The sequence below is a fragment of the Vibrio vulnificus CMCP6 genome, from assembly GCF_000039765.1.
Classification (GTDB): Bacteria; Pseudomonadota; Gammaproteobacteria; order Enterobacterales; family Vibrionaceae; genus Vibrio; species Vibrio vulnificus_B.
In genome coordinates this window covers 1,321,025-1,346,623 of record NC_004460.2, presented here as the reverse complement: position 1 = coordinate 1,346,623, position 25,599 = coordinate 1,321,025, and the positions used below count along the sequence as shown (strand labels likewise).

Genomic DNA, 25,599 nt, shown 5'->3' with positions numbered 1-25,599 from the left:
ATCACTCGTAACCAATGCTGTTGACGATGCGAATAAATAACCAGCAAACTCGTCAAAAAATGGCGTGCTATTGTCTGCCAGCATTAACCATAGCCATCTGTATCGCTCCCATGCAACCATCATGAACCATTCAGCCGCATCCAATCTGCCCCCATGCGGCGCATTTCCTCAATAACAGACTGTAAGCGCTTTTTGGTGATTACATCGATCTTAATTTTCAATAAAAAACAACTCGGATAAAAATCGTGAACTGCTCCGCATTGAGCGGAGAGGGTGACTTAGCTTCCGGCACGTCTTTCTCCGTGCATCGCTCACAAAATCACCTCATCCTCCCCCTTTCTACGCCCTAAATTTGTGCATCATTTCACGCCTTCTCCTTCTACCATTCGTGATCCCCATACCTGCATTGCGTTATTTATCAATAACAAAAATCTTTGCTGAGTTTTCTCACATTTTGCTGGCAAACGAAATTCATAGCATATCTGGGCTTTTTTATAATTACGCATATGGATATAGAACGTGAACAAACAACCTCTCAAACTCTCAGTGGTGGCGAAAGCCATCATGCCGCTTATGGCAACCTCTTTACTCATTGGCTGTAACTCTTCTAACGATGGCGAGACGGCGAACCCACAACCAGACACTGGCAAAGTGGCTCGTGTCTATTTCAAAGCGAGCGAAACTGCAACTCGAGCAGCAGCTGACAGCAGCGCTTACGACCAAGCGAGCTTATACGTTTGGAACAACGACACCTGTGGTGGCTACGCCGAAACCGACGAAGGCCATGATGATTGGGGCACGGGTATTAAACCCACTGGCGTGGACGATAAGTTTGGTGCCTACTGGGATCTGCAAGTGCGCAGCGAAGCGACCCAGTGCATCAACTTTATTCCTCGTGTAGATGGGGCGAAACCCCTTGGCGATTTTGATGCCAAACTCGATCTGACCCAAACAGGCAAAAATAACGCCGTCTACACCCAACAAGGTGTGGCCGCTGTTTACCCTGAGCTGATCTCAACCTCTGACATTCCTGCCAACACGGCACGCGTTTACATGAACACGCCAGATGGCGATGAAGGCCACTTCACCTTACACGTTTGGAACAACGACACCTGTGGCGCTTTTGATGGCAACGACACTTCATGGCCAGGTATGGAACCCACCGGCTTTAGTGATGTGTACGGACCCTATTGGGATCTGCCAGTGAAAGGCGCAGAGGGTTGCATCAACATCATTCCAAACAACAAATCCAACGGCGATTACCAAACTGAAAACCTTAAGTTCGAGTTTGATAAAACCACCGCGATTGGCAATGTCGCATTTGTATTTAAAGGCACCAACAAGGTGTACTACACCGCATTGGCACAAAAGCCTGTGGCACAAGTTGAACTGGCAGGCGCGAGCGCGATTTTTGCCGATGACAGCGTGATTCTAGTCAACGCCAAAGACGCCACCAGCGTCACACTCTACTACTCAGAAAACGGTGAACTGGCCTTCGATAGCGCCAGCAAAAAAGTCACGGGTGCAACCAAACAAATCAGTTCAAGCAAAGCGGCGAGCAGCGATTGGAACAAAACCAAGCCACATCTGAGCAACGATTTTATCGGTTTTGAAATGGACTTTAGCGGCGAAGGTAACGCGCTGAAAGATCTGCTGAAAGGTCAATTAATCTTGGTGGCCAGCGATGCAACAGGCGTCATTAAAGCAACCGAAGTACAACCTGCCAGCGCGTTGGATGCACTCTACGCCGCGGCCGCGACCAAGCTCAGTTATGGTGCGGTGATCAACCCAGACAGCACCACTACATTCCGCCTTTGGGCACCAACAGCGCAGAACGTCAAGCTGATCCCGTACAATGCTGAAAAGCAAGCGCAAACCGCCATCGCAATGACATTTGATGCCACCAGCGGCGCATGGGTAGCAGCAAACACCGCTCTCAAACACGGTGATTTCTACCGCTACGAAGTCACGGTTTACCACCCGGCCACAGACAAGGTCGAAACGTACCAAGTGACCGACCCCTATTCCTTGAGCCTCTCGATGAACTCGGAATACAGCCAAGTGGTGGATTTGACCAACGCGGAGCTGAAGCCGTCTGGATGGGATGCCCTTGCTGCACCACACAACCAAGCAAACCCAGCCGAGTTTGTCTTGTATGAAGCGCACATTCGTGACTTCTCAGCACTGGATGACTCAACGGCCGAAGCCAATCGCGGTAAGTACAAAGCGTTTACTCAAGCAGGCACAGCGCCTGTCGAGCATCTCAAAAAATTGGCTCAATCGGGCGTCACGCACTTACACCTGCTGCCAACCTTCGATATTGCAACCATCAATGAAGATCCAACCAAAGTGGCGAACATTAATCAGCCCTTTGCTAAGTTGTGTGAACTGGATGCAAGCGTGAAAAACGATGCCGATTTCGGCAACTACTGCGACAGCAATGAAACGCTGAGCACAGTGTTTGAAACACTGGCGAAAAAAGACAGCAAAGAGAGCGCGGTGGTGCAACGTTTAAACAGCCATGTGCGCAACCTCGACTCATTTAACTGGGGTTACGATCCATTCCACTACACGGTGCCAGAAGGTTCTTATTCATCGGATGCTGAAGGCATGGTAAGAATCAAAGAGTTCCGTGAAATGGTGATGTCGGTGAAAAAAGAGATCGGCATGAACGTGGTAATGGATGTGGTCTACAACCACACCAACGAATCAGGGGTGTCGTCCAAATCGGTCTTGGATCGCATTGTGCCTTGGTACTACCAACGCCTGAACGAGTTCTCGGGTGCGGTGGAGCAATCAACCTGTTGTTCTAACACGGCGCCGGAAAACCAGATGTTTGCCAAGCTGATTGACGATTCCATTAGCACTTGGGTGAAAGAGTACAAGATCGATGCGTTCCGCTGGGATTTGATGGGCCATCACCCACTGGCGCAAATGCAGCAAACCTTGGCCGCGGCCAAAGCCGTCGATCCAAATGTCTACTTCTACGGTGAAGGTTGGAACTTCGGTGAAGTGGGTAGCGATCGCATGTTCAAACAAGCCACTCAGTTGAACCTTGCGGGTACGGGCATTGGTTCGTTCTCGGATCGTCTTCGTGATGCGGTGCGCGGCGGTGGCCCATTCGACAGCCAAGATTCGCTTCGCTCAAATCAAGGCTTTGGTAACGGCATCTACGTTCAAGTGAATGAGAAGAACGAGCAAAATGCCGCGCTGAAGACAACCGCGCTACACCTTGCCGATCTGACTCGTTTGGGCATGGCGGGCAACTTAAAAGCCTTCCCATTCACCGATAGCAAAGGCAAAGCGATCACTGGTGCCGAGTTGGATTACAACGGCCAACCCGCAGGTTACGCGCAAGATGCGTGGGAAATCCAGAACTACGTCTCCAAACATGACAACCAAACCCTGTGGGACAACAACCAGTACAAGATTGCCTATGCGACCACGGCCGCAGAGCGCACACGTATGCAAGCGGTTGGTTTGTCTACCGCGATGCTAGGCCAAGGCGTGCCATTTATCCATATGGGTAGTGAGCTGCTGCGTTCTAAATCGATGCAGCGCGACTCGTATGACTCAGGTGATTGGTACAACCGCGTTGACTTCACTAAGCAAGACAACAACTGGAATGTTGGCCTGCCACGCGAAGACAAAGACGGCAGTAACTGGGCGATCATCGATGCCGTGATCACTGGCTCAAGCGATCGCGCTATGCCAAGTGCCACAGACATCGATAACATGGACAAGTTCTTTAACGAACTGGCCGCGCTACGTGCTTCTTCTGGCCTGTTTACCCTAGGTAAAGGCAGCGAAATCATCAAACGCGTTGCGTTCCACAACACAGGTGCAGAGCAAACGCCTGGCCTCATCGTGATGAGCATCGATAACAGCGGTGATAACCACGATGCCACCATTGATGCAACACGTGATGGCGTGGTGATTGTGGTGAACGCGTCGCCAACCATGGTCAGTGACTTTGCCAAGTTTGATGCTACGGGCTACACGCTCCATGCAGTGCAAACCAATGCGGGCAATGATTCTCTGGCGAAGAACCAAGATAAGGCGGCTCAAGTCGTGAATGGCAAACTCACGGTTCCAGCTTGGTCTGTCGCGGTCTTTGAGAAGCTGCGTTAAGTTTCTATTAGTAGAAAAACAACCAGTAAGAAAAGACAACGCCCGCATCTCGCGGGCGTTTGTTTAGGATTTGTGTTGGGAGGAAAACAGGTCTTGAGTGAAATCGAGCTCGCTGCTAGCAGAAGAATCGGCACCGGCACTTGGTGGCTGCGGCTCTTGGTTAATGGTGTCAGCCAGTAACCCCTCATCTAACTCTTCAAACACCAATGGCTCATCACTGCGATCCAAATTGGCCTCAAGCGGAGGGAAATAGCTCGGGCGCTTATACACTTTATTGAGCGCTTTAATGATGGCGTGCTTACCCACTTTGCCCGCTTCAAGCTTTTTCAACAAAGGTTTTGCCACCGCTTGCAAACCAACAACAATATCGACCCCAATTTTCGTCGCCACTTGATCACGCATTGCGCGCGCTTTCTCATAACCAAAATGAGACGCCAAGAACAGCCACACGTAAGCCAACGCGTTGCCGGTTTTGCCATAATCACGCCAAGCTTCGCCCGCATGGAACATCGCTTCGGCGCTGCCTCTTTCGGCTGCGCGTTCAAGCCAATAGGTACCTTTGGCATGATCCGTCTTGGTTCCAACCCCCGCCAAATAACTGAGGCCAAGGTGAATTTGCCCATCAACACTGCCTTTGCTTGCCGCTTTGTGATACCACTGGTAGGCATTATCGTTGGAGCGCTCGGGATTCTCACCCGATTGGCTCCACTCTCCCATAAACAGCATCGCATCCAAGTTACCTTGAACCGCCGCTTCTTCAATTAAGCGATAGCCTTTGGGTAAGTTTTTTTCAATGCCACGACCATGAACAAGAGCTTTGCCCGCTTCAAATTTCGCATCCAGACTGCCTTCCAGCCCTGCAATGGCCAAACGCCAGAAGTTCGCTTGTTCTTTGAGGATCAAGTCTTCACGCATGCGGTCACTCATGCGTACAATGCCATACATCGAGTTCACATTGTCTAAACGTGCCCCTTTGTTATACCAATAGAGCGCTTCTTTTAAATTGGTTCGCTCCGCTTCTTTGGCTAAAAACAGGATCGTCGGAATGTGACCGCCTTCGGCCTTGAAAAGTCGTTCTTGTCTTTCTTGCTCTCGCGCTTTTTCGATTGCTTTGCGGTTGGCAATTTCCCTTGCTTTTCGCTCTTGTTCGAGTCGTTGCTTCCTTAACGATAAGGAGAACATCCAAACAAACACCAGCAGCAAAGACAGCCCCGTAGCGCCAATGGCGACGGCCATCATACTCATAATGTCATTTCTTTATTGATCAGCTCACTCTGAGCCTAATTAAAACACGCTTCTTTCTAAGTTTAACGGCATATTTGTTAAATTCTTGAGCTAAGGTTACTTAAGTATACACATTGCCTCAGAGAATCCGCTCTACGCCCCCAGCAAGGATGAGTTCAAGCCGTCACATATCCGTTAAGTTGCCCCAATAATAATGACCCTACAAACATGGGATAAATGTGAAATGAAAAAACAAAAATTCACCGTTTACCAAGTCTTTACTCGTTTATTTGGCAACAAAGTTCAGCACAGCCGACCTTGGGGAAGCAAAGAGGAAAATGGCGCTGGCAAGTTCAGTGATTTTACTGACCTCGCACTCAAAGAAATTCGTCAACTTGGTATTAGCCACATTTGGTACACGGGCGTACCACACCATGCGTTGGTGGCGGATTATCAACAATATGGCATTGGACACGATCATCCTGCCGTCGTGAAAGGGCGTGCCGGCTCGCCCTATGCCGTCAAAGATTACTACTCGGTAAATCCCGATTTGGCCGACAATCCCGCAGAACGATTGTCAGAGTTTGCCGCGTTAATTGAGCGTACCCATCGCCACGGCATGAAAGTGATCATCGATATCGTACCCAATCACGTCGCGCGCAAGTATCACGGATTAAATAACCCTGAAGGGGTGCGCGACTTTGGTGCTGACGACGACACCTCCATCGAATATCACCGAGACAACAACTTTTACTATATTCCAGGGCAAGCCTTTCAACTGCCTGACTTTCCAGCGCCCTTTACCCCACTTGGCGGTGAGGCGCACCCACAATTGCAGTGGCCTTACGAAGAATTCCCTGCCAAATGGACGGGCAACGGCTCGCGCTTAGCCAAACCTCAGTTTGATGATTGGTATGAAACGGTCAAAGTCAATTACGGCGTGCGACCCGATGGCAGCAAGGACTTTGCCGAATTGCCAGCGGATTTCGCACAGAAAACCGCAGCAGAGCATTTTGCCTTTTGGCAGCAGCAAGACGTACCTGACTCGTGGAAGAAATTTCGCGACATCGCTCTGTATTGGCTCGAATTCGGCGTCGATGGTTTCCGTTACGACATGGCCGAGATGGTCCCTGTCGAGTTTTGGAGCTATCTCAACTCACACATCAAAATGCACAATCCTGATGCGTTTTTGATGGCCGAAGTGTATCAGCCCCATCTATACCGCGATTACATCCACTTGGGCAAAATGGATTATCTGTACGACAAAGTGGATTTGTACGACGGACTCAAAGCGGTGATGCAAAACCGCGCTTCCACCGCCATCATCGGTGAGATCCAAGCGCAAATGATGGACATTGAGCACCACATGCTGCATTTCCTCGATAATCATGACGAGCAGCGCCTCGCCTCACCTCAGTTTGCTGGGGATGCGGAGTTTGGTCGCCCTGCAATGTTGGTCTCGGCTTTACTCAGTAGCTCACCCACCATGATTTATTTTGGTCAGGAAGTGGGCGAAGCAGGAGCGGAGTTGGGCGGTTTTGGCCTGCCCAGCCGCACGTCGATTTTTGATTATGTGGGCGTGCCCGAACATCAAAAATGGATGAATGAAGGCCAGTTTGATGGCGGCCAACTGAGTGAAAAACAACGCGCACTGCGGGCGTTCTATGCACGTTTACTCAACTTCACCTTAACCCACTCGGCAATGAGCGGTGAGTATTACGATTTGTACCCCACCAACCAACAAGCATTGAGCCACTTCTGCCATCTTTTTGCTCGCTACGACCAACAACAATTGGTGCTGGCAGGCAGCAATTTCTCGGCCCACCATGAGAATGTCTGCCAAGTGGTGCTGCCTGAGGCGTTGATCGCGCAACTTGGGCTGGCAGACGGGCAATATACTTTAGTGGATAAACTTAGTGACCAATCCAGTCATCATGCCAGTGATACCCTGCAACTGAACGTCAATCACGGTCAAGGTCGAGCTTGGCTCACCCTGCCGCCTTTTGCCACCAGCGCATGGGTACTTGAGCTATAACAGTGGAAAAAACAGCCATTAGAAAACACCCATAAAAACAGTTCTTGGGCTTGTTCACAGTTTGGCACTCTGGGGACAAGCCTCTTCCTTTCTTTCTGCACCTTGTGACCGCTTTACTCCGCACTGATATAAAAACTTTCTATATCACTGTTTGTGTTAACTATTTCTCTGCGGGTTCTGTCAGGAGTAATATTCCACTTAGAACATATTACGCGAGACAATAACAATGAAACCGATTATCAAAACACTTTCTGTTTGTACGCTTGCCACCTTAATGACGGCGCCAGTCATGGCGATGCAAGAAGGGGAAATCACCATCTGGATCAACGGTGACAAGAGCTACCAAGGCTTAGCCGAAATTGGTCGTCAATTTGAACAAGATACGGGCGTGAAAGTGATCGTCCAGCATCCTGAATCACTGGAAGCCAAATTCCAACAACATGCCGCCACGGGCGGTGGTCCAGACATCATTTTCTGGGCCCATGATCGTTTTGGTGGTTATGCCGAAGCGGGTTTGCTTTACGAAGTGAAACCCAGCAAAGAGTTCAAAGAAAAACTGGTCGATTTCAGCTGGGATGCCGTTACGGTTAACGGCAAAATTGTCGGTTACCCATTGGCCATTGAAGCCCCTTCTCTTATCTACAACAAAGACTTACTGCCAGAGCCACCTAAAACCTGGGAAGAGCTGCCACAGATCCAAAAGCAGATGCAAAAACAAGGTAAGCAAGCGATCATGTGGGACATCAAAAATGCCTACTTCACTTGGCCTGTCATCTCCTCTGGTGGCGCGTTTGCCTTTGAAAAAATCGACGGCGGATACAATGCCAAGAGTACAGGGGTAAACAACCAAGCAGGCATTCATGGCCTTCAATACCTGGTGGATATGGTCAACCAAGGCATCCTCAACCCTGATATGGATTACTCCGTTGCGGAAGCGGCTTTCACCAAAGGCGAAGCGGCGATGACCATCAACGGCCCTTGGTCTTGGGGGAACTTAGATAAACTCAACGTCAATTACGGTGTTGCCGTTCTGCCCACGCTTAACGGTGGCAAAGGCAACCCGTTCGTAGGCATTCTCAGTGCAGGCATTAACGCCGCCAGCCCAAATACCGATTTGGCGGTCGAGTTTTTGGAAAACTATCTATTCCAAGATGAGGCGCTAAAAATCATGAACAACGACAAACCACTTGGCGCTGTGACATTGAAATCGTTCCAAACCATCTTAGAAAGTGATGAGCGTATTAAATCCACTATGATTAATGCTGAGAATGGCGAAATCATGCCAAACATTCCACAGATGACGGCTTACTGGTTTGCCGAAGGCGCAGCCATTGACAACGCAATGCAAGGTAAGCAGAGCGTAAAAGACGCCCTCGACACGGCCGCGAAGCAAATCACCAAATAAAGATTTCATCGTATCCTTGGCACAGTTCGCTGTGCCTTTTTTCGTTTTAGGAACCTAAACCATGCACACGCTTCCCACCCTGTATCTTAAAGGGACTTTCAATGGTTGGGGATTAGATACCCCGTTTGTGCCCGTTTCACCGCAGCAACTTCAAGCTTGCGTTGTCCTTTCTGCTGATCGCCATCAGTTTAAAATTGCCGATAGGGATGGCACGGCGCAATGGACCTTTTCCGCGCACCCAACCCAAGCGATTGAACTGACTGAAGCGATCGCACACCCGTTGATCGCCACTCAAGGCATCGGCAATGATCTTGTTTACATTCCGCAAAAAACTGAACGATTCACCTTAACCCTCGACTGTTCACAACCGCAGCCCAGCTTGACGATCACCAATGGGGCAAACAATGCGGAAGTTGAGGTTGAACGAGCGCAACTGCATAGCCAGTTGATCCCTATCTGTGGCCCCACACCAAACGCCCCCCATCGCGAACATGCTCTCGCTATCGACACTCTGTTTGACACATTGGCCATTGAAGAGAGCCGCCGTTTCCCATTTGTATTTGGCGATAATGTCGACGGCTACTATGAAGGCCAAACGCACTGCTTTGTTGGCGCGGGCCGTTATCGACATCATCAAGGTTGGTATCTCGGCGGTTTTGCGGCCTTTGTCGACGGCCAGCTCCTCAACAAGCCAGAAGCTTGCTGTGCTCGCTTACTGCCTTATGGCATTGAACATCACTACGCTTGCCACAGTCGCGATCGTTTGAGCGTTCATTCAGGGCAACGGCGAGTGGCATTAAGTGTGCAAAGCGTTGAACCCACCACTTTAGCCATCGTGCCTGAGCTCAACATTGCCCTCAACGATTGCCAAATAAAAACCTATGGCCAATGCGTGTTGGTTGAGATCAACCCCGAGCGAGTGCCCGAAGGCGCGCCAAGATTCCTTGCTCTGAGTGCCAACCAAGCTGTAGAAGCGCAAGAGGTGACGTTTGAGCAATGCCCTGCATTGGATTATGCCGTTCATCTTGATGGTGGGAACTGCAAGCTGCGTCTCACCACCAGTCAGCCGAGCACGTTATTGACCCTTTACCTCTGCTTTGAACACGATAAAGAAACCGCAATACAGCAGGCGCAAAATGCCGCTTACCAGCATGCAGACTTACAACATCAGCATCAGCTCTACCACTTTCTCACGGACAACGATTTCTACTGCGATGACCAAGAATACAACCGCGCTGTGATGTGGGCGAGATTGGCCAGTCGAACGTTCGTCAGCCACGAATTTGGTGTAGGCATTTGGGCGGGTTTGCCATGGTTTAAAGATTGTTGGGGGCGCGATACCTTCATCGCTCTATCCGGCACGTCATTGATTAACGGCTTGTTTGATGAAGCCAAAGCGATCATCAGTAACTTTGCCTCCATGCAAAAATCCAACCTCGATGATGTCAATCATGGTCGTATCCCTAACCGAGTCACCAGCAAAACCAACATTATCTACAACACCACCGATGGCACGCCTTGGATGATTCGTGAAATCATGGAATACCTCCATTACAGTGGTGACATGGCCTTTGCACAGCAGATCTACCCTGTGGTGCAGCGCTTTATCCAAGGCGTTGAAAAACACTATCTGGATGAAGATGGATTGATGTCGCATCGCGATCCGGATACTTGGATGGACGCCAAAATTAACGGGCAGATCCCGTGGTCACCTCGCGGCCCGAAAGCCAATGACATTCAAGCTTTGTGGTTTGAGAGCCTACAAATCGCCGAGCAACTGGCGCTTTGGCAAGGTGATGAGGCGTTTGCTCAGCACTGCCACCAGCTCGCCACCAAAGCGCAAGAGAGCTTTGTTACGAAGTTTTGGCAGCCAGAGGAGCGCTGTTTAGCCGATTGTCTGCGTCATGGTGATGAGGCCGATCTCAGCCAGCGCCCCAATCAGTTGATGGCATTGACCATCCCGATGAAACGTAACTTGCTTGCTGCCGAGATTGGCCAGCATTTAGTGAAAAACTGCGTTGACCAATTGTTGTTTCCATGGGGGATCTGCTCTCTTGCTCAAAGCCATCAAGATTTTCATCCGTATCACGATAACCGCAGCGAATACCATAAGGACGCCGCCTACCACAACGGCACCATTTGGGGCTGGAATGCTGGCTTTACCGTGAGCGCATTGTGTCAATTTGGCCAACAAGATTTCGCTTACCAGCTCAGCAAGAATCTCGCGAAGCAAATTTTGACCCAAGGCCATCGCGGCACCATGAGTGAAAACCTCGACGCCTTCCAGCAAGACGAAAACGCGCTAGTGATGACAGGAACCTACGCACAAGCGTGGTCCGTTTCTGAGTTTGCACGTAATGCTCAGCAAGATTATTTGGGCTTTATGCCAAGATTGGCTGAAAAGCGAATGCTCCTGCATCCACAGTTACCCGCACGCTGGCACAAGGTGAAGGCGCGCCTGCCTTTTGGTCAACACAACGCTTTGCTGTTCACGGTTACGCGCCAGGACAACACAGGGCAAAGCAACACGCTTATTTACAGTGTAAAGCCTGAACGCGTGGAGCCCGATATTCAGCTCACCTTGGTGCTTGAACTGGAAGATAAGCAGCTTCACTTAACCTTCCCACTGAATGAAGCACGCTCGTTTATTGTGAGCGACGGCCAACTCAAACCGCTGGCACAGGAGGTAACGCTTACCGTGGTAGATAAACCCCACTACGCACTGTTAGAAAACCTCTCCTTTGCTCAGCCTGATTGGCAAAGAAAGCATCATGCCTTGCAGCAGCAAGATTACTTACGCCAAAAACGCATGGCGGACAATCTTGCCCTTGCTGAGGATTAATCCATTCCAGACCATCGATCCAGATCATAGCTCCAGCTCATAGTTTGCAAAGTAAAAAGGCGTTCCAAATGGAACGCCTTTGTTTTTGATGGAGCTTCTATCGAATCAAAAATCGTTATTTTTTACTGTTCACCGCTTTCACAAACGCTTCTTGTGCACCCGGAATGTTGAGCGCTTTGGCTTCATCCAGTAGGCTCAGTGCTTTCGGGATGTCTCCCTTTGCAACCGCTTGTTCAATTGCCGATAAATAGAATTTTTGCGATTCTGGCTGCGCTTGAATGGCTTTTTCGACCACTGGGGCCGGTGCCACCTCGGCGGGTTTCACAGGGTCAATCGCACGGAATGGACGCAGTTTCAGCGTCTCCACTTGCACTTCAACACGGCCGCCCAAGCGATGGGTATAAACCGGATCGGTCACCATCGGCATCACTTCACCAAACTCTTTGGCACGCACTTTCGCAGGATGGTCAACCGTGACCTGTTTGCCCAACTGATCGGCTGGGGTGTATATCACAAAGTAAGGGGTTTGTTCTGCATTGGTTGTGAAACGTTCAATGTAACGCGTTCTGGTGAACGCATCCGAAGGCAAAATTTGAAAATCCGCCAGCTTGAAGGTTTCCACGACTTTAAATTGGTTGTCGAGCAGCAGAACTTCTGGCGCAAAAACGCTGTCGTCAATCATTAAACTCGAGACAGTAACAGTCACATCACCACTACGATCGCTAAAACGGAACGCAGCAAAATGGCTATTGCCTTGGCTAAACGTACCCACGGGCGATGCCAGATCAACGTCAAACTTGATGTCTTCCTTATCGTTTAATTGCGCGTAAGGAAATTGAGAGAATTCAGTACAGCAAACTTCTGCATTCGTTGGGGGAGCCAACTCGGTTTGCACTTGCGCATCCGAGGCACAACCGGCAAGCAAGGCACCCAGAACGACAGCTAACAAAGAGTGTTTGTTTTTCATTATATTTCTCACTATGTGGTTGTAGGATACAAAGTCAAAAAGGCAGCCTTCTGGCTGCCTTTAATACTAATCGGTTTAGAACCAAATTTCAGTGTGAACACCGAAGACAAATTGGTCTTTGCCGTTTTCGATACCAATGATTTTAGCACTAGCTTCATCGTCGGCTTTGATGTAGCTGATGTAAGGTTTGATTTGTGGACGACCAAAGTAGTCAGAGTTTGCACTAAACGCAGTTGCTACTTCTAGGTTTAGAATGTTGCTTTCTACGTCATCACCTGTACGGCCCCAGTAACCTTTATCACCTTCTTCGTGACCGTAAGACGCTGTTGCTTCTAGGCGCACGTTTTCGTTCAGTTTGTATGAAGGACGCGCAGCTACGATGTAGCGAGTCAAACCTTTCGCACCAAACAGTTGGTCAAGAGCAGTCATGTAGGTTGCTTCTGTACCCAACTGAACTTTATCAGAGATGTTCCAAACACCGTAAGAAGTCAGGAATAGAGATTCAGCGTTGTCATCACCGCCTGACCAGCTACCAAAGTTCACACCACGGTTTTGCATCACACCTTTACCGTAAGCGATCGCCGTTTGAGTCCAACCGTCTAGGCCGTAGTAGCTCGTATTCAACGTCACAGACGCACCGAAGCCATCATCGTCTTTACCTGGTTTAGATTGGTGGCCAATTTTCAGGTCGAAGTCTAGGCTACCGATACCTGCATCTACACCATAGTAGTACAGATCAATTGACGACAAAGTAGTACGAGGATCTGTTTTATGCTTATCACCAAAAGTATCGATTGGGTCAGCCATGACGTAAGCGATACCCGCAGTGTTACCACCCAATTTAGTCTGTAGACCCGCACCGATACCAGAAGATTGCTTCCAAAACTCGCCAGATAGAATACCCGCTGCGCGGTTTAGGTAACGTTGACCACCCCAAATTGACGTGTCTTCACCTAGAATGCCACCTAGCTCAACAAACGCTTCTTTCACTGCAAAGCCATCTTCATCACGAACAGCTTCATCACCATCTGAAGAGTATGCATAAGAGTTACCGTTACCAAATTCGGTACGTACTACGTAGTCCGCCCACACACCGTTTTCGTACTCAGAGTGTTTTTTAACAACGAATTCAACTTGGTTGGTGCTCTTACCGTGAGTACCTGCTGTTTTGTAATCTGGGCGACCAAATTCTGTGTCTGTTGTCGTGCCGTCTACAACACGTACGTTAGAAGACATGTAACCGTGAACTTCCCAACCATCAGTTACCACATCAGTACCCGCAGCAAACGCAGTACCCGCTGCTAAAGTAGAAGCCACTGCGGCAGCGATCAAACTTACTTTTTTCATTCTTAACTCCATTAAGGACTATTCTTATATATCTCTCCATGAAGTCACTCACCAGGCAGTAGAGTTTGTGTTTTCAAGAAGAGAGGTAAGACGGGACTAGGTCCCCAGTTGTTTCAACAGTGACTATCCTATGAAAGGCGGAGAAGAATGACGTCCTCCACCCCGAAAAAAAACAGGGGGGATGAGAAGGGATGAGAATTTTTATGGCATGATGTTTTATAGAGCAAGATCACTGATTTAGGGTGGAGTTGGTAACTTTGTTAGTGATTTGCTGGCTACAAAATGAGGGCTGATTCATATTTTTGCCAAATATGAACGATAGAAAGAAAGTTTATTACATTTATATTAATCGCTGGGGGGCGCTTGACCTCAGTAGGACAAAGTTTTTTACTAGTGGTTCCGAAAGATGGAAACTGAACTAAGAAAAATAACTATGACAACATCGCTCGCTCGCCCCTATCCCTTGGGTGCAACGTTACACGATAAAGGCTGCAATTTTGCCGTCCATTCTCCGGATTGCGCGTCTATTCGCCTCGCTCTGTTTGATGACAACAACGAATTTAAAACTTTTGAACTTTGCGAAGAATACGCCGGCATCCGTTATACCTTTGTAGAAAATGTCCAGCATGGACAAAAGTATGGCTTCATTATCGACACTGACAACGGCCCGCTGCTTCTCTCCGATCCTTATGCTAAAGCCCTTGATGGCCCCCTCCACTACCAAACACCTTACAGTGCAGAGAAAAGCTTCTCCATGCCAAAATGTGTGGTGTATCAAGATGATTTTGATTGGCAGGGTACCGAATCTCCACGCATTCCTCGTGAAGAGATGGTGTTGTTTGAAACCCATGTGAAAGGCTTAAGCAAACTGAATCCGGAAGTGCCACCTGCGGCACAAGGTCGTTACCTTGGCTTAGTCAGTGATGCCATGTTGGCGTTTTACCGTCAGCAAAATATCAATACGCTGCAACTGCTGCCCGTCGCAGCGTGTATGCACGAACCGCACTTACTTGACATGGGTAAAGTCAACTATTGGGGTTACAACCCGTATCTTTTCATGGTGCCAGACCCTCGCTATGCCGACAAAGACGCCATTTTGGAATTGAAAACAGCGATTCGAGAACTGCACCGTAACGGCATCCAGGTGATTTTAGATGTGGTCTACAACCACACGGCGGAAGGGGGAGCAGGCCCAACCATCTTTAATCTCAAAGGGCTCGATTCTCGTTGCTACTTCAAGCATGGCACCCATTTCGCCAATTTCACTGGCTGTGGCAATACCGTCGATCTCACCTATCAGCCAGCGCTAAATTTAGTGATGGATACGTTGCGCTATTGGATCAGTGAGTTCAAAGTTGATGGTTTCCGCTTTGATTTAGCGGCAACCTTGGGCCGCCAAGGGGATGACTACAGCCGAGATGCGGCCTTTTTCAAAGCCGTCGCGCAAGATCCTGTCCTAAAAGAAACCAAACTGATCGCTGAACCCTGGGATATTGGGCCCAATGGCTATCAAGTGGGCAATTTCCCATTTGGTTGGAACGAGTGTAACGACAAGCTGCGTGACATCACCCGCAGCTTCTGGCGTGGCGATCAAGGCTATCTGAAAGAGTTTGCTACTCGTTTGATGGGGTCACGCGATATCTACAGTGCGGCCAACTGGCCTTACAAGCTGACGGTCAATTACATCACCTACCATGATGGCTTTACCATGCAGGATTTGGTGTCGTACAAACACAAACACAACGAAGATAACGGCGAACAGAATCGTGACGGCCATGGTGACAATCGCTCAGAAAACTACGGGGCCGAAGGGCCAACGGAAAATCTGATGATCATCGCCACTCGTGAGAAACAAAAGCGCAATTTTATGGCCAGTTTGCTGTTTGCTTTTGGTATCCCACACATTCTCACCGCCGATGTGCTGTCTCATAGCCAAAAAGGCAATAACAACGCCTACTGCCAAGACAATGAAACCAGTTGGTTGAACTGGGAGCACTCTGAGCGTAAGCATGATTTTCGCCACTGGCTGGCGCAAATGGTGGAAAATCGCCAACGCTATATGGTGCCGTTTATTCGCGCCTTTAGCGGCCCAAGCCGCAATCTCAACCGCATCTATTGGCGTCGGGTTGACGGCGTGCATATGGAGCACGATGACTGGAATCGCCTGAGTGCGGTTTCTCTGCATATTGGCATTGGTGAAAAAGGCGATGAAATGGTCTACCTGATTAACCAAACCAGTGCACCAGCGCGCTTTACGCTGCCTGATGACAATCAGCAGCAGTGGACCTACATCTGCGACACCAATGTACGTAATGTCTCTCCCGAGTTAGCGCAAGGAGAAGTGTTACTTTCGCCGGTTTCTATGGCGATCCTGCATTACCATCCGCAAGAAAGCACACCGCCAACAGCGGCCGTTTAGCGGTTTACTTTTTCACCCAAACCTCATCAAAAGGCCAGCAATACGCTGGTCTTTTCATCACTTAGGCTTTCTTCAGGCAATACGCATTGAAGTGCACATCAGAACTCTCTAATATTGCGAGCCACATAACACTATAAATAACGTCATTGGCAAAATGGAATTACCGAAAACGCTTATCCGGCTTTTACGCCCCTATCTCATTGCATTAACCTGCACGATGATTTATCTGGCTTATCATCAGTTCAAACAGTCCGAGGAAGCTGTCTACCAGCAATCTCAGTCACATATTATTACCGCCAGCAGTCTTATCCATGCGCAGATCGAGGCGGTCTACAGTAAATTTTATCTGTTAGAAAAATCGCTACTGGCCGCCCACCTTAACCCGAGTAACGCAGACAGTCAGACGATTGCGCAGCACATTCTTTCTCACTCCAGCAACTACTCAAACATCCTGTTTTGGCGCAAAAATAGCCCCACTTTGCTAGATATGTCGGGAAAACAACAAGCCACCAATCCTTACAAACTCTACTGGCACCCACTCAAGACGGTGCGCGATAAGTTCGAAATTTCCTCTCTCTATCAAAATAACAAGAATCGCTGGGTATTTGCCGTTCGCCATATCAATCCGAATATTGATGGGCAGTTGTGGATTGAGTTTGATCTCCTCTTTACCACTCAATACCTCAAAGGGCTTAAGATCCTCGACAAAGGCTATGTGTTCGTAGTGGAGAAATCGACAGGCAAACTGGTATTCCATCCCGATCCTCATCGAATCGGCACCTTATCCATCAGCTTTAACAGCGGCATTGCTCAACAAATCGCCACCGGACACCCATTTGGGAAATACGAGTATTACTACCGCGACAACTTTAAGTTGGCCGTCTTCAATACGGACAGCGATCTAGATTGGGTCTTTATCTCCGGCACCGACCGAGCAGACATCCTCTCAAGCAGCGACCAATTTAGCCTTACGGCGATTGTGATCGCCTCGCTACTTGGCCTTGCGATCGCCATTAATTATTTAAGCTATCGACTCAGCGATCAGCTAGCGCAATTGGGTCAATGCCGCTCGTTGCTCGACTTCAAACAACAGCTCAAAATCTTACTCAACCGTTTTTACTTCAACTCCGGGGTTCAGTTTTGCCTCTACGACCCCATCAGCCAGATGTTTTCCACCTTGGACTATCACGGCAATAAAAAACCTTTGCTACAAAACGATGACTTGGTTGCACAATTGTCGGCAAACGCTCTGAGTTTTCACCACCAGCACGACGCCGATCCACTGGCAGTCAAACTGCAAATCAATGGCAATCACTATCGTATGGCGCTGTTTGATGGAGAGCGTTTAAATGGTGTGATCTACCTGCGAAAACGCTTTCCAACACAAAAAGCGGTGATCAACATAGTGCAAAACTATGCTCAAACGACGTTAGCCAATCTGCTGTTACATGAGCAGCTACGCCATCAAGACCCGATGACGCAGCTGGAAAACAAAGCCAGCTTAGCCAATACTGTCCAGCGAGAACTCGGTAAAGAAGACCTCTATTTAGCGATGATCAACATCGACAACTTCCAACGCATTAATGACTCTTTTGGCCATCCTGTTGGGGATATGGTGATCCGAAAAACCGCTCAGATGATTCGCGATGCCTTTCCTAAACCCAATGGGCTGTGTTTAGCTCGTTATGGCAGTGAAGAGTTTGCCGTATTATTTCAATCCAGCGACCCCCATGAAGCGCAAACGCAGCTCAACGAGCTCAAGCACGCCATCAGTAACACGCGATTGCTTGAAGCGGGATTGCCCGTGGGATACTCGATTAGCGTCGGCTTGACACAACTTGCACCAAGCTACCACGAGACCATCGAAAACGCAGAACGTGCTCTGCAACGTGCGAAAAACTTAGGGAAAAACAGAGTGGTGATTTTTTAACTTAGGTATAGCAATACACGGTTAGATGTAAAAAGCCCACTAAGATAATGTGGGCTTCAATAAATACCGTCTCAACTACTACCTCAAGAAGTCATATTAATTTTTCTTCTCTTGGCACAGTGGATATGACTTAACTAGTCATATTTAGACAATTCCAACTTCAACTCCGGACTTAGCAGTGAAATAAATTCTAAATATGTATTATCTTTCTTTGAAATATTTTCCAAAAAAGAAACAGAAATTAACTCTTTTAGTTCTTCATCATCAGATGAATATGCCTTATCAATAAACATTATCAGCCTAGACAAAGTATCAGAATGGCTCTTCTGGGCAAAAAGGCATTCAGCAAATCTTGTTACATCTGCCATAAACACATGCTCCAGCAACTCATCATAATCAGCAATATGCTCATCATAAACCACTCTCAACTCAGGAACGACTTCTATAAGTTGCAGAATAAATGAAGCACTACTAATTGATCTTTTCACCTCTATTCCTCTCCTAAAGCATCAATCAAGTCATCTAACATTGACTGAGCAGCGTTGCGGTCTGATGCCGAAGCATCCGTATTTTTCCTTAGCCATTTTTTTAACGCATTTGCATACTGCTGACCTTTGATTGTATGAAACTTACCACCCACAGGTTCGCCGGTCTTATTCTCGTGACGAATTGCATCAGCAGTACTTCCTGTACCTATAGGGTTTTGAGTGCTTGCTCCTTTGTAAAGATCTTCTACCAGATTACCCAGTTTTTGATCAGACACTTCAGGCTTCATTACTCCATTTACTGCATCAGATACGTCATCACCAAATCCTAACGCGCTCTTTATTTTTGCATACACCTTAGAAAAAAATCGACTAATGAATGGCCGAGCTGTGGCCCCTATTTCAACCGCCCCTTTTACAACTCTAGCACCACCAAAAAGACCCGCAGCATATTGACCACCAAGTTCTGGATCTCTAGCATCTAAGATCCCTTGAATATAAGCTTCGTCATTATAGACTGTTGTTGGATTTTGAGACTTTGCAACTTCTGCTTGTGTATGAGCTACTTCATTTCGGTCTCTATCTCTGTCTCTATCTCGTTCGTACTGGCGGTAATCATTTCGCTCTTGTTCGCTCGAAGTAGAAGACTCTGACGTATCTTTGGGAACATAATAACCTGTTGGGTCAGTATAACTGAGAGGGTTATTCTGCACGTATGAGTATCGATTAAATGCTTGTGTCGCGAACCATTCATCTTGAATAAATGGATCTGCACTGAGGAAACGCCCTATAGTTGGGTCGTAGACTCGTCCATTCATGTGGATGAGACCAACCTCATCTAACATTTCATGGCCAGTGAAGCCAATGCGACCTACTTCTGATGGACTTGTGTCCGGTTTGTTCCAAGAGCTACTGCGGCGTTTACCCCAAGCGTCATAACTAAAACGTTCTTCAATTTCACCATTCTGATTGGAAATGGCAATTACCGACCCTAGATGATCTTTGTGAAGATATCGAATTACAGAGCTCGACGCTTTGCCAACCGTCTTCTCAAAGATAGCGAAATCTCCGATATAGTAGCGGAAAGTCGTTTGGCCATTGGGTTGTTTGATGATCTCTGTTGAATCAAGATAAATAGTTTGGATGACACCATTTTCATTGCGATCTATGCGTTCATAACGTTGTTGATTAACCCCATATTGGAAGCGAGTAGACGCATTTCCCTTTCTTATTTCAATGGGTTTATTAAACGAAGTATATCCAGTAATCACCCTTCCCAAACCAGAAAGCATATTGCCTTGAGCGTCATAGGTGAAGCTACTGTTTGTTTTACCTGAAACAGCACTTACAGCATGTGGTTTGACTCCATCATAGCGATATGAACCGACATCCGATTTGTGCGTTATGTTACCCAAAACATCATAATCCAGTGTCACTACGCCATAATTTTCGTTGTAGCTTGATGGTTCGGGATCAATTGGTACATCTAAAATGCTAGATTTCGAATAGTCAACCGTTGGAAAGCCATCATTTGAATAACCTACTAGCACAGGATTATCCACTGAAATTAGCTTATTGAAATATGGTTCATATTTTGTAGCACCAACAAATGGTTCAAGAATGTTAGGTTCAGCGTAAAAATTAGGCCTTTTATTACTAATAAAACCACAGTCTTTATATTTGCAAGGATCCTCTAACTTGAACAGGTAATTTTCCTGCCAACTTTTTTTTACAAAAGAAATTTTATTTGAACTTATCGAAGTAATTCTATTAAGATTATCATAGGTTATTTTATCAGATGAAACCAAGTCATAACGCTTGTATGAGGCAAGATCAGTTTTAAAGTCATATGCCACCCTATTGACTTGATCTCTTTTTCTTTCCTCACGATATACAAGGTTACCGATTGAGTCAAAATCATAATTAGTTTCTAATAAACTATCTTGATATAGGCTATTTCTCTTTGTAATTATATTTTTAATATAACCAGTGACATCATCATACTTCTTAGTCACTATCAATTCATTACCGTAGTATTGCTCCTCATGATTTCCAAATGCATCTATCTCTCTAATAGCCCAAATTTTGGAACCAATCTCTTTGACACCTCTATCAGATAAGTACACCTCTTTCAAAAAGTTGTCTTGGCTATAATTATAAGTGGTGACAATTTCATTTCCATACTCTAATTTTGATAATCTACCTCTCAGGTCATATATGTACTTTTGACTATAGCTATTACTTTGAACACCAAATGATTTTTCCATTACTAAACCATTAGGGTAATACTTATATCCTTCGAAGTAACCTGGTTGATATGCTTTCTCCAGTTGCCCTTTAGCGTTATATATCCAATGGCGTCCAGAAGGAGCATCGGGATCAACTTTTTTAATAAGTCGCCCAATTTCGTCATAAAAATCTGTAACGATTATTTTATTATTAGTAACCGTCTTGTAAACGAGATCTAATCCATTACTATAATATTCAATTTCACCTAAATCAGGGTCGATAAGCTTCGTCCTTTGACCAAGTTCGTTGTATTCTACAATTATTTCATTTTTCTTAGGATCACTCGTCTTAGTCAAATTACCCCAACCATCATAGTAATAGTTAACGCTGTTATTTGCATCATCTTTAACCTCGATTTTTTGCCCTATAGCATTAACTATTGTTGAAGTAGTTTGCCTCTCTGAGTTAGTCATTTCTGTAGTAAAACCATAGTAACGATAAGAAGATACATTACCATTTGGTTTTACTATTTCTGTTATCCGGCCAAGACTATCATATGTATAATTAATAAAATCGGCACCACTAGTGAGTTTGCTAGGTATAGTTGAGCCAATTACTTCCCCTTTATTATTATACTTCTTAAATACATAAGAATAACCTTTGTATATTCCTTTTATTGTCCCTACTTCTCGATGCTTACTGTCAAATCGGTATTCAAGAAGAGGACTAACATTTGAAGATACCGACTTTAGATAGATGGAGTTGTAGTCATCTGACGATTTTGCGTATTTAACTCTCGACCACGCCCCTGATGGCAAATCAATACCAATCTCTCTCCCCCAATCATCAAGATGATAAGTGGTAGTATTTCCATCAATTTCTGTTAACCGAGTAACTTGACCCCATATAGGATCAAATTGTGTCAATGTTTTCTGACCCAAAGCATTGATAGACTGTGTTACATATCCATACTTATCATATATAAACTTAGTCGTTTTTTGGTTAACTTGAACTGAACTCTTATTTAATATATTTTTACTTAGATATCCTGACCAATGCTCCGTGACATTTCTAGGTAATCCGCGATCAAAGTTTGATAGTACAGTTGAGCGCTCTAAATCAGTGCCTTTTTGCTCATATTTACGTATTAGATTGCCTTTTGAATCATATTCATAATCATAAGTTCTTTCAAAAAAGGAGTTGTTATTTGAGTACAATTCGCTTCCAGAAAAAGATGTCACTTTATTTTCTAACAAACCAACTAACCAATTATTTGTGTTTGGTTGCTTATATTTATATTTTGTTGACTTGGAAAACCATTGCCCATTTATATGGTCTTGAGTACTAATTATTTCTGAAAGGGTATTTCCATACCACTTATCATAAGCTCTCTCGGATGTAACCGTTTTTAGTAAAGAACCATGTAAATCCCAACTTTTTTCAACTTGTTTAACTAATTGTTGTTTATATCTTTGTCTTGGCTCAAAAGGGGACTTATATGCCGGACTTGGTGAGACATATCGACCTTGAGCTTGATTACCTATTGCTTTTTCTGTGTTCCAATAATTAGCCAACGAGTGTATGAGATTAGAAGAATCTTCTTTACATGATTCAAACGCAAACTGTGCCTCGCTATTAAACTGGCACGTAAATTTTTCCTTAATTGCTGTATACAACAGTGTATTCTCCACTTCTTGATTATAAGTAGTGGAAATTACTCTATTCTTTGTTTTATCGAATAAGTGAACCTTTTGAAAACCTAAGTTTCCTGCCCCCATCAGATGCGTCCTCTTACCTTCGTATTTGTAGAGGATCTCGTTTTTTCCACCAACACCATTGCTACTGGAGATAGATTTAACAACAGTACCAGTGACAATGTCTTTTTGAGGATAAGTGGTGTGTTGACCTACTGTGTAAACATCTGGATCGGTTAGGTTTCCATATTCAAATGAATCTTGGTTTCCTAAACTCGACGTGATGGATACAACTTTATATGATGAGAAATCACTTACAGCTGTATATATGCCGTCTTCTTTAGCTCCAATTATGTCACTTTTATTATCTGCGTTGATGTCTATTGATAAACGTAAATCTCTTCCAGGAACCCAGCTGCCAGCTCTTGTTCCATAGGCTCTTATACCTTCTTCTCTCGTAGCAAAGCCAGTCTCCAAGCTAAGCGAAGTAAGGACTCTATCATTTGCGAAACCAATAATATCTGGTATCGAATCCCCGTTCACATCACTCAATGTTCGAGGATGATCACCAAGTCTCCATCCACCAGCAGCGTATCCAAAGTGATCACTCCACAAAGACTCACCCGAAAGACTAATACCTGTTGAGAGAGAAACTTTCACACCAGAATGGGAAAAACCAATAATGTCAGCTAAGCCATCACCATTAACATCTTTAACTTGTCTAATATGATGCTCTTTGGTCCATCCTTGTGAGTAACCGAAACCCTCCAACCAAAGCGAATCTTGCCCCTGATCAACAAATGAATTACCAGTCGAAAGTGCAATATTGACACCTTGATGAGAAAAACCAACGACATCCGCCATTCCGTCACCATTTATATCAGCCACGGTACGAATATGGTACGTATTACTCCAACCTTGATTATTCCCAAATTGGCTTATCCAAAGTTTAGGCTCTGAAAATGTCTTACCATCAGAAAGTGAAACATAAACGCCCTGGTGTGCAAAACCTACGACATCATTAAATCCATCACCGTTAACATCGGCCAACATACGTTCATGAGCTTGGACGGTCCATCCACCACTGGCACCATACGCATTTGACCAAAGGGTTCCTTGTTTGAATGTTTTTCCTTCAGAAAGTGAGACGTAGATACCTGCATTAGCAAAACCTACAATATCTGCTTTTCCGTCACCATTGACATCAGATAGCATTCTTGGATGGCTTGCTACGTTCCACCCACCAGTTTCTTCAACATAGCCTCTCACCAATTTTTGCGGTGCAGAGTACGTCCCCCCTACTTCACCAAACGCTACATATACGCCGTCTTTTGCAAAACCAACAAAGTCAGGAATACCGTTGCCATCTATGTCAGCAAATTCCCTTACTGCATACTTCTCAGAACTAAAATCCCCTGAAAGAACTCGTTTATAATCAATAAATTTATTTGTTCCTGCACTCGACCAGTCAATCCTAAATGCGTCAATTTCAGAACGCCCATTTCTTGCAACTCTAATTTTTGATAACAAGTCCAACTGACTTTCATTGAGATCATAATCTGCTAAAACAGATAAGAATGGATCGGTTTCGTCGTCCTTGAATACTGAAATGTCCGTTAAACGATAATTATCAACATTCTTCACTCCTGCGATATAATCAACACGAGTTTTATTTGAATTTTCATAGTTCAACCGAATCTTGAAAGCACTGTAGTCAATCTCCGAAAGGTAAACTCGGGAGTTAATTTCGTTAGGGTTTTTCTTATAGTGATAGGAAATCGAATTCCCAGATAAGTCATTTTTCTTTGTAAGGAACCACGTTAAAGGCGCTTGGCCTGAAGGTGCATGTTGAGGTCTAAACTCCGATCTAACCCCATTAGAATCCCATACTTCAAACCAACTATCAGGTTCTTGCATGCTTCTGTGCAACACTATTTTTTTATATGTATCACTTAAGGTTCGATATTCTGTTTCAGCAGCCCCGTACTGCCCTTCTACATTGACTAGTCGCATGCCATTAAAACAGAACTTATCAGACTTTTGACCTGTTACCGCGACATTATTCCCATCAACAAAATAGCTACCTTTACAACGAGTGATACTTTCTACACCACTAAGAGACCAACCAACACCCAAATCACCATTCTGCGCACTAGAGCTATAGGAATACCTAATTCAGGGGTAAAAGAGTTCACGCCTAGTGGTACTGGGATGGAATAATAGTATTTGGCGTTCCCATCAATCCCTACTGATGCTACACCAGAATTTTCCACACCAATGGTATTTCTTCGCTCAGAGTCATCGATGAAAGTAGAAGAAGATACATAGGGGCTTACAAACGAAGCTGTTGCGAGTATAAGCAACACACCAACGCCATTGTATTTATAATCCATATATTTAGGCCTTTAAAAAACACAAATAATAATGAATCAACATCTTCTTTTACAAAAACACTACTTTCAACTAAAAAAACAAACAAATGAGAGTTAAATTAAATAAAATTCAATACTTTAGACATGATTTATTTAGACAAAACTTATAAATATGGTTGCTATTTAGAAATGGCTAATATTCACAAAAACCTAAACAATTCAGCTCAACTAACTACTCATACTAAATTATTTGCGCCGAAATCTATCAAAACAGTTATTAGATATTAATTTAAGATATTGTTATTTAAAGAATTCGACTCAAATTTACTTTAAAGCTCACTCTTTTTTAATTAGCTCAAAACCCTATCTTTTCTCTTAGATTTTTTACGCATTAAAAGCAAGAAATCATAACCACCAGTTATATCTAGTTGCAGTCTCTTAGCAGCCTCGCTCGCTCGTCAATGGCTTGAAACACGTGGCTAGTAAGGCTTTGTGAACCTGTTCTTTGTCACTCTTTCC

12 protein-coding genes are annotated in these 25,599 nt (G+C 45.7%); 6 read left to right on the top strand and 6 right to left on the bottom strand.

Translation table 11 applies throughout. The features are described from left to right. Positions 1–519: 519 nt before the first annotated feature. The gene (pulA, locus tag VV1_RS20890; RefSeq protein WP_011082125.1) at positions 520–4,131 is read left to right on the top strand and encodes a pullulanase-type alpha-1,6-glucosidase; all 3,612 of its coding nucleotides are present in this window, start codon (positions 520–522) and stop codon (positions 4,129–4,131) included. Positions 4,132–4,194: 63 nt separating this feature from the next. On the opposite strand, the gene VV1_RS20885 is transcribed toward pulA, so the two are convergent. Beyond that, complete coding sequence (locus tag VV1_RS20885) at positions 4,195–5,376, bottom strand: tetratricopeptide repeat protein (protein ID WP_011082124.1); 1,182 nt, start codon at positions 5,374–5,376, stop codon at positions 4,195–4,197. Positions 5,377–5,599: 223 nt separating this feature from the next. Between VV1_RS20885 and VV1_RS20880 the strand changes: the two genes are divergently transcribed. From VV1_RS20880 to VV1_RS20870, 3 genes are all read left to right on the top strand, one after another. Further along, positions 5,600–7,390, top strand: coding sequence for an alpha-amylase family protein (locus tag VV1_RS20880; protein WP_193387266.1), 1,791 nt, complete (start codon positions 5,600–5,602; stop codon positions 7,388–7,390). A 226-nt stretch (positions 7,391–7,616) separates the two neighbouring features. Continuing rightward, positions 7,617–8,795, top strand: a complete 1,179-nt coding sequence (gene malE, locus VV1_RS20875) for a maltose/maltodextrin ABC transporter substrate-binding protein MalE (protein WP_011082122.1) — start codon at positions 7,617–7,619, stop codon at positions 8,793–8,795. 61 nt (positions 8,796–8,856) lie between these two features. After that, the gene (locus VV1_RS20870; RefSeq protein WP_011082121.1) at positions 8,857–11,637 is read left to right on the top strand and encodes an amylo-alpha-1,6-glucosidase; all 2,781 of its coding nucleotides are present in this window, start codon (positions 8,857–8,859) and stop codon (positions 11,635–11,637) included. Positions 11,638–11,752: 115 nt separating this feature from the next. Here VV1_RS20870 and VV1_RS20865 read toward each other — a convergent pair whose 3' ends face one another. Then, entirely contained in the window at positions 11,753–12,604 is an 852-nt protein-coding gene (locus VV1_RS20865) for a MalM family protein (RefSeq protein ID WP_015727361.1), read from the bottom strand. 75 nt (positions 12,605–12,679) lie between these two features. After that, positions 12,680–13,951, bottom strand: a complete 1,272-nt coding sequence (locus VV1_RS20860) for a carbohydrate porin (protein WP_011082119.1) — start codon at positions 13,949–13,951, stop codon at positions 12,680–12,682. Positions 13,952–14,384: 433 nt separating this feature from the next. Here VV1_RS20860 and glgX point away from each other — a divergent pair, with 433 nt between their 5' ends. Next, positions 14,385–16,370 (top strand): glycogen debranching protein GlgX, encoded by a 1,986-nt coding sequence (glgX, locus tag VV1_RS20855; protein ID WP_011082118.1) that lies wholly within the window; start codon positions 14,385–14,387, stop codon positions 16,368–16,370. A gap of 154 nt (positions 16,371–16,524) precedes the next feature. Beyond that, positions 16,525–18,300, top strand: a complete 1,776-nt coding sequence (locus tag VV1_RS20850) for a sensor domain-containing diguanylate cyclase (protein WP_011082117.1) — start codon at positions 16,525–16,527, stop codon at positions 18,298–18,300. Between the two features lie 134 nt (positions 18,301–18,434). On the opposite strand, the gene VV1_RS20845 is transcribed toward VV1_RS20850, so the two are convergent. From VV1_RS20845 to VV1_RS20835, 3 genes are read right to left on the bottom strand one after another with little or no spacing between them, the layout of a single operon-like run. After that, on the bottom strand, positions 18,435–18,788 hold the full coding sequence (locus VV1_RS20845) for a DUF7674 family protein (RefSeq protein WP_043921197.1): 354 nt from the start codon (positions 18,786–18,788) through the stop codon (positions 18,435–18,437). Positions 18,789–18,790: 2 nt separating this feature from the next. Continuing rightward, complete coding sequence (locus tag VV1_RS23005; protein WP_052298481.1) at positions 18,791–24,844, bottom strand: RHS repeat-associated core domain-containing protein; 6,054 nt, start codon at positions 24,842–24,844, stop codon at positions 18,791–18,793. Then, positions 24,814–25,101: a hypothetical protein gene (locus VV1_RS20835; protein ID WP_011082115.1), complete on the bottom strand. Its 288-nt coding sequence runs from the start codon at positions 25,099–25,101 to the stop codon at positions 24,814–24,816. The genes VV1_RS23005 and VV1_RS20835 overlap by 31 nt, the downstream gene beginning before the upstream one ends. Positions 25,102–25,599 lie beyond the last annotated feature (498 nt).

Excerpts from the sequence above, each read along its gene's own strand:
- VV1_RS20885 (WP_011082124.1), bottom strand. The coding sequence starts at position 5,376 with ATGAGTATGATGGCCGTCGCCATTGGCGCTACGGGGCTGTCTTTGCTG.
- VV1_RS20880 (WP_193387266.1), top strand. The coding sequence starts at position 5,600 with ATGAAAAAACAAAAATTCACCGTTTACCAAGTCTTTACTCGTTTATTT.
- malE (WP_011082122.1), top strand. The coding sequence starts at position 7,617 with ATGAAACCGATTATCAAAACACTTTCTGTTTGTACGCTTGCCACCTTA.
- VV1_RS20870 (WP_011082121.1), top strand. The coding sequence starts at position 8,857 with ATGCACACGCTTCCCACCCTGTATCTTAAAGGGACTTTCAATGGTTGG.
- VV1_RS20865 (WP_015727361.1), bottom strand. The coding sequence starts at position 12,604 with ATGAAAAACAAACACTCTTTGTTAGCTGTCGTTCTGGGTGCCTTGCTT.
- VV1_RS20860 (WP_011082119.1), bottom strand. The coding sequence starts at position 13,951 with ATGAAAAAAGTAAGTTTGATCGCTGCCGCAGTGGCTTCTACTTTAGCA.
- glgX (WP_011082118.1), top strand. The coding sequence starts at position 14,385 with ATGACAACATCGCTCGCTCGCCCCTATCCCTTGGGTGCAACGTTACAC.
- VV1_RS20850 (WP_011082117.1), top strand. The coding sequence starts at position 16,525 with ATGGAATTACCGAAAACGCTTATCCGGCTTTTACGCCCCTATCTCATT.
- VV1_RS20835 (WP_011082115.1), bottom strand. The coding sequence starts at position 25,101 with ATGGATTATAAATACAATGGCGTTGGTGTGTTGCTTATACTCGCAACA.